General features: G+C 70.5%; 6 protein-coding genes. 2 read left to right on the top strand and 4 right to left on the bottom strand.

All coding sequences use genetic code 11. The features are described from left to right. Positions 1 to 135: 135 nt before the first annotated feature. From VF794_RS28810 to proC, 3 genes are read right to left on the bottom strand one after another with little or no spacing between them, the layout of a single operon-like run. Positions 136 to 435, bottom strand: a complete 300-nt coding sequence (locus VF794_RS28810; protein WP_331115904.1) for a DUF167 domain-containing protein — start codon at positions 433 to 435, stop codon at positions 136 to 138. Between the two features lie 3 nt (positions 436 to 438). Then, positions 439 to 966 carry a DivIVA domain-containing protein gene (locus VF794_RS28805; protein WP_331115902.1) on the bottom strand — a complete coding sequence of 176 codons (528 nt, stop codon included), beginning with the start codon at positions 964 to 966 and terminating at the stop codon, positions 439 to 441. 22 nt (positions 967 to 988) lie between these two features. After that, a complete protein-coding gene (gene proC, locus VF794_RS28800; RefSeq protein ID WP_331115900.1) occupies positions 989 to 1816 on the bottom strand; it encodes a pyrroline-5-carboxylate reductase in 828 nt (275 codons plus the stop codon). A 160-nt stretch (positions 1817 to 1976) separates the two neighbouring features. Between proC and VF794_RS28795 the strand changes: the two genes are divergently transcribed. Both VF794_RS28795 and VF794_RS28790 read left to right on the top strand, forming a co-directional pair. Continuing rightward, positions 1977 to 2498, top strand: coding sequence for a J domain-containing protein (locus VF794_RS28795; protein WP_331115898.1), 522 nt, complete (start codon positions 1977 to 1979; stop codon positions 2496 to 2498). A 23-nt stretch (positions 2499 to 2521) separates the two neighbouring features. Further along, entirely contained in the window at positions 2522 to 3958 is a 1437-nt protein-coding gene (locus VF794_RS28790) for a DUF92 domain-containing protein (protein WP_331115896.1), read from the top strand. Here the strand turns inward: VF794_RS28790 and VF794_RS28785 are convergent, their stop codons facing one another. Continuing rightward, a complete protein-coding gene (locus VF794_RS28785; protein ID WP_331115894.1) occupies positions 3959 to 5575 on the bottom strand; it encodes a sigma-54 dependent transcriptional regulator in 1617 nt (538 codons plus the stop codon). Positions 5576 to 5921 lie beyond the last annotated feature (346 nt).

The following is a 5921-nucleotide window of genomic DNA, read 5'->3' as shown; positions in this document are numbered from 1 at the left end:
AGGGGCACCATCGCCGGCTCCACGCCGCCGTTGGCATGGCCGGCCTCCGGGGTGGGGCCGAGGTGCCCTTCCTGTGCCCCGACGAGGGGTGAGAGCAGCAACGTCAGGAGCAACAGCAGGTGGCGCATGAGAGCCTCACGTGCCCCCAGACATAACAGCCTCGGCCGCCGCCACGCCAAGCCCCTCGACTCGTACCCGTTTGCGACGCGAAGCGTCACCCGACACCAGCGTCACCTGGCGCCGGGGTACGCCCAGGCGTCTGGCGAGGAACTCGAGCAGGGCGGCGTTGGCCTCTCCATCCACGGGAGGGGCGGCGAGCTGGATCTTCAGCATCCCATCGTGCTCGCCCACCACGCGGGTGCGTGAGGCCCGGGGCTGCACCAGCACGGCGAGCTCCACCGCGCCGGGGACTTCCTTGAGCCAGGAGGCGGCCATGGACTACTCGGCGTTCTGGGCCTTCTTCTGCGTGAGGTAGGCCACGTTGTCCTCGACGCGCGCGTAGTCCTTGTCGGCGAAGGTGCGGCCGCTGAACGTCTCCAGCAGCTTCTGGTGCGCCTCCACCACGGACTTCACCTGGGACTCGAACTGGGCGCGCTGGCGCTTGAGCTCGTTGATGTCCTCCACCACCTGCACCAGCCGCTGGTGGGCGCCGTGGACGATCTTCTCCGCCTGGTGCTCGGCGTCCGCGAGGATGATCTCCGCCTCCTTCTTGGCGGCGCCCTTCATGTCCTCGCTGATGCGCTGGGCGGTGACCATCGTCTCCTGCAGGGTACGCTCGCGCTCCAGGTGCTGCTCCAGCTTGAGCTGGGTGCGCTTGAGCTCCTCCTTCAGGCCGATGTTCTCCTTCACCACTTCCTCGAACTCACCGGCGATGAGTTCCAGGAAGGCTTCCACCTCTCGCTTCGAGAAGCCGCGCAGGGCCGTCTCGAAGCGCTTCTGCCGGATGTCGAGCGGGGTGATCTTCATGGCACCCCAGTATAGGCCAGCTCTAGGACTTCTCCAGGAACTGCTCCCCCAGCTCCTTGGCGCGGCGGGTGGCGGCCTCCACGGCGTTGATGAGGGTGGTGCGCAGCCCGCCTGCCTCCAGGGTATGCAGGCCGGCGATCGCCGTGCCGCCGGGACTCGTCACCTGGTCCTTGAGCTGGCCGGGGTGGGCGTTGGTCTCGATGAGGAGCTGGGCGCTGCCCAACACCGTCTGGGCGGCGAGCTTGAGGGCGGTGTAGCGGGGCAGGCCCACCTTCACGCCAGCGTCCGACAGGGCCTCGATGATGAGGAAGATGTAGGCGGGCCCGCTGCCGGACAGGCCGGTGACGGCGTCCAGCAGGTTCTCGTCCAGCACGGTGGTGGTGCCCACGGACTGGAAGATGCGGGTGGCCACCGCCAGGTCCTCCTCGCTGGCGTGCTCGCCGGGGGAGAGCGCGCAGGCGCCCGCGCCCACCAGGGAGGGGGTGTTGGGCATGGTGCGGATGATGCGGGCCCCGGCGCCCAGCCGCCGCTCCATGGCCGCGATGGGCACGCCAGCCGCCACGGAGATGATGAGCTTGCGCGGATCCACCTCCGAGGCCACCTGGACGAGCACCTTGTCCAGCGCCTGCGGCTTGACGGAGAGCACCACCACGTCCGCCTCGCGCACGGCGGCCAGGTTGTCGTGGGTGGTGCGCACCCCGTAGGTGCGCTGGAGCGTCTCCAGCCGCTCCGAGCGTCGGCCGGTGGCGATGAGCGACTCGGGCTTCGCGGTCCCGGCGCGCAGCAGCCCCTTGATGAGTGCCTCGGCCATGTTTCCGGCGCCGAGGAAGGCGATCGTCCTATCGAGCATCCGGGGGATCTACCGTGAAACGGGGGGGCCCGGACGGTCCGTGTGAGGAGGGAGGGGCGCGTACCGTCTGGTTACCGATTTCTTGACGGGAGATCGGATCGTGGGACCTTGACACCCACAACAGGCCTGTAGCGCCTGAACGGAGAGGTCGAGAGCACCCATGAGCGCGGCGGCTGCGGCGAGCTGGAACTGGCGGACCCTGGAGAACGTCGAGGTCGAGTGCACCCACTGCGGTGTGCGGATGTCCTGCCAGTCAGGCCCTCAGGTGAAGTACTTCCGTTGCGGCTCGTGCCACCGGTGGGTGTCGAGCACCTATAGCGACATCTTCAAGGCGGACGCGAAGATGCGCACGCACCCGGTGAAGGAGAAGACGGAGGCGGACGAGCGCTTCATCGCGGTGAAGGGTCGGTTGGATCAGTGGCTGGCGGCGCTGGACGATCAGGATCCGTACCGGGTGCTGGGGGTGTCGCCGTTGGATTCGGCGGACGTCGTCCGCGCGCGCTTCCGCGAGCTGGCGCTGGAGCGGCACCCGGACCGGGGCGGCTCGGAGGCGAAGATGCGCGAGCTGAACGTGGCGTACGAGAAGATCCTCCGCCACCGGCAGCGCAAGCGGATCGAGGCGCTGGAGGCGGGAACTGCGCCGGTGCGCGCGGCCACGGTGCTGCCGACGCGCAGCCGGTAGGGATGCGCGCGAGGCTCGGCCCCATGAATCAGGACGTCCAGGCGCTCCTCTGGTCCTATGGGTACATCGGTGTCTGCGTGGCCGCGGGTGAGTCGGCCGTGCGCCTGGGGCTGTCTCGCGACCTCTCGCGGAAGATCATCCACGTGAGCGTGGGCTTCTGGATCTTCGGCGCGCTGCTGCTCTTCCAGAACCCGGCCCTGGCCGTGGTGCCCTCGGTGACGGCGGTGGCGGCCAACTGGCTCATCCACCGCGAGCGCCTGCTCAAGTCCGTGGAGGCCGAGCCCGACAACCTGGGGACGGTCTGGTTCCCCGTGGCCTTCTCGCTGCTCGTGTGGCTCGCGTGGGACAAGCCGGCGGCCGCGGCGGGCGGCGTCATGGCCATGGCCGTGGGAGATGCCCTGGCCTCGCTGGTGGGCCGGCGCTTCGGGCACCACCGGTACGAGACGCTCGGTGGAGAGCACAAGAGCCTGGAGGGCTCGCTGGCCATGCTGGTCGGCACCTTCGTGGCCGTTCTGGGCACGCTGACGTGGATGCCGGGCCTCGCCCCGGACATGCCGAAGGTGCCGCTGGCCCTCCTGTGCGCCGTGGTGGCCACCTGTGCCGAGGCGCTCGGCACCAAGGGACGGGACAACCTCTGGGTCCCGCTGGCCGCCGGGATCGTCCTCTACCTCGTGCCTCCCGCGCTGGCCTCGGGCCTGGGCGTGGGCGCGGGGGTGGCCCTCCTCATCGGCGTGTTCTCGTGGGCCCGAGGTTCGCTCAGCCCGAGCGGCGTGCTGGGAGCCCTCCTCATCGGCACGCCTGTCTTCGGGCTGGCGGGGCCGGTGGGAGTCGCGGCCCTGCTCGGCTTCTTCATCTCCTCCAGTGCGCTCTCCAAGGCGTTCCGCACCCGGAAGGCCGGGGTGGAGGAGGAGTACGCGAAGACGGGGACGCGCGACCTGGGACAGGCCATGGCCAACGGAGGCGTGGCCGCGCTGGCGGCGGTGCTGCTGGGCGTCACCGGAGACGAGCGCTATGCCCTGGCCATGCTGGGAGCCCTGGTCGCCGCCAACGCGGACACGTGGGCCACCGAGCTGGGGGTCCTCTCCCGCTCGCCTCCGAGGTTGCTCACCACGCTGCGGCCGGTGGCGCCCGGCACGTCCGGTGCCGTCTCGGGCATCGGGCTGCTGGCCGCCACCGCGGGCGCCGCCTTCGTCGGGCTCGTGGCCGCGCTCGCGGGCGCCCGGTGGTCGCTCGTGCCCTGGCTCGTGCTGGCGGGAGTGGTGGGCTCGTTGGTCGACAGCTTCCTGGGGGCCACGGTGCAGGACGTGCGCTGGTGCGATGCCTGCGGCCGGGAGACGGAGCGCCGCGTGCACCGCTGTGGCCAGCCCGCCCGGCCGCACCGGGGCTTCTCCTGGCTGGGCAACGACACCGTCAACGTGGTGGCCACCGTCGCGGGCGCTCTGCTGGCCTTCTGGGCCTGATCATGTGCCGAGGCGCAGCTCGCGGATGCGGCGCTGGAGGGCGCGTCGGGACACCTGGAGCCGCTCCACCATGGCGTCCAGATCACCCCGGCACTCGTGGAAGCAGCGCTCAATCTCCTCCGGATTCAGGTCCCCCGCGGTGCGCAGGTGGGGGAAGCGCTTGATGAGCGTGTAGACGGAGGGGCGGGGAATGCCCAACCGGTCCGCGACCGACTGCAGCTCCCAGGAGCAGTCGCGCAGGGCGGCGAGCAGCTCGTGCTCCTCCACCTCGGAGGGCTTGCGCCGGGGGAGGGGTTCCTGCTCCACCTCGGGGACCCGGCGCTCGGTGGAGGAGTCCACCCGGGTGCCGCTGGGGAGGGGCAGGGCGGCGGCGTCCAGCTCCTGCTCCAGCCGGGCGTCGGTGCGCAGGCGGGGCAGGCCCCGGCTGCCGATGACGAGCTGCCGGGTGACGTTGCGCAGCTGGCGGATGTTGCCCGGCCAGGCATGGCGCACCAGTCGCACCGCCAGCGCCGTGGGTAGCCAGGGCTCGGCTTGGGGGTCGGTGGAGGACAGGCGGTGGAGCTCGCCGGTGCGCTCCAGCTCCCCGCGGGCGAAGTGGTGGAAGAGCAGGCCGATGTCCTCGCGGCGCTCGCGCAGGGGCGGCAGGCGGACTTCGTAGCCGGCCAGCCGGTGCAGCAGTGGGGCCCGGAAGAGCCCCTCGTCGATGCGCGCCTCCAGGTTGGCGTCGGTGGCGGTGACCAGCCGCACGTCCACGGACACCGGCGAGTGGCTGCCCACCGGGAAGACCTCTCCCGTCTCCAGCACGCGCAGCAGCGCCACCTGCACCTCGGGGGAGGCCTCGCCCACCTCGTCGAGGAAGAGGGTGCCGCCGTGGGCCGCGCGGAAGAGGCCCTCCCGGTCCCGGTTGGCGCCGGTGAAGGCTCCCCGCTGCGACCCGAAGAGCTCGGCGATGACCAACTCCCTGGGGAGGGCACCCAGGTTGACGCTGATGAAGGGGCCTTGGCGACGGGGGCTGCCCTGGTGGAGGGCCCGCGCCACCAACTCCTTGCCCGTCCCCGTCTCGCCCCGGATGAGTACCGGGACGTCCAGGTCCGCCACACGCGCCAGCTCCTCCTTCACCCGGCGCAGGCCCTCGCTCTGGCCCACCATGGAGGGAAGCTCCGGGAGGGGTCCCTCGTGTGAGGACGCCAGGTGCAGCAGCAGCACCACACGCTCGGCGAGCACCAGCGGCACCCCGGCGGCCAGCGCCTGGGGACCGAGCTCCCGGACACCCCTCAGAAGCTCATCACCCACCCGCACCTGCATCCCGTCCCCTTCCACATACAGCCGCACTCCTCCCCCGGAACCGGGCTCGAGGACGAGAGGCTTGCGGCTGATGAATGGGTCTCCCAGGGGCAGGGCCAGCAGGCTGCCGGGACGGGTGAAGTCCGGGGCGCTGCGCGATAGCAGCACCTTGCGGCCCGCGGTCAGGGCCCCGAGCAGCAGCCGCTCGCCGACGCGCTGACTCACCGGGTGGGAGACGACCGTCAGCGCCGGGATGGGATGCGGCGTGTCCTCCTCCCTGCTGCGCGTCTGGATGGTGGTCGTCGACAGGTCGGTGGACGGGCTCTGCTTCATGGGGCTGCTCGGCAACGGACGGAGAGAGGTCCGAGTCTACCCCGGATGCGTCAACGGACGTGTCCGTTGACGCGTCAAAGAGATGTCCGAGCCTCCCCGGACGCCTCCCCCAGATACAGCTCCCCGGCGCTCCCCATGGCACAACGATTGCTGTCTGCGCGGTCACGCCAAGAACGTGAAGGGATGACGAGCTCGGCGTTGCGAAATCAATCCAAACACAGGCACACAAAACGACGAAGTCACGTCCGTGAATCGTCCCTGGAAGCAACACATCAAGTTGGCGGGGGACGCCAAGCTCCTTCTGCTCAACAGCTTCTGATAACACCTTCCCATGTCTACGATAACC

It is taken from the genome of Archangium sp. (genome assembly GCF_036389735.1).
Classification (GTDB): Bacteria; Myxococcota; Myxococcia; order Myxococcales; family Myxococcaceae; genus Archangium.
The sequence above is the reverse complement of the archived record's forward strand: the minus strand, read 5'-3'. Positions and strand labels throughout refer to the sequence as shown.

Bases quoted from the DNA above. Each gene is read 5' to 3' on its own strand.
- VF794_RS28810 (WP_331115904.1), bottom strand. From the start codon at position 435: ATGGCCGCCTCCTGGCTCAAGGAAGTCCCCGGCGCGGTGGAGCTCGCC.
- VF794_RS28805 (WP_331115902.1), bottom strand. From the start codon at position 966: ATGAAGATCACCCCGCTCGACATCCGGCAGAAGCGCTTCGAGACGGCC.
- proC (WP_331115900.1), bottom strand. From the start codon at position 1,816: ATGCTCGATAGGACGATCGCCTTCCTCGGCGCCGGAAACATGGCCGAG.
- VF794_RS28795 (WP_331115898.1), top strand. From the start codon at position 1,977: ATGAGCGCGGCGGCTGCGGCGAGCTGGAACTGGCGGACCCTGGAGAAC.
- VF794_RS28790 (WP_331115896.1), top strand. From the start codon at position 2,522: ATGAATCAGGACGTCCAGGCGCTCCTCTGGTCCTATGGGTACATCGGT.
- VF794_RS28785 (WP_331115894.1), bottom strand. From the start codon at position 5,575: ATGAAGCAGAGCCCGTCCACCGACCTGTCGACGACCACCATCCAGACG.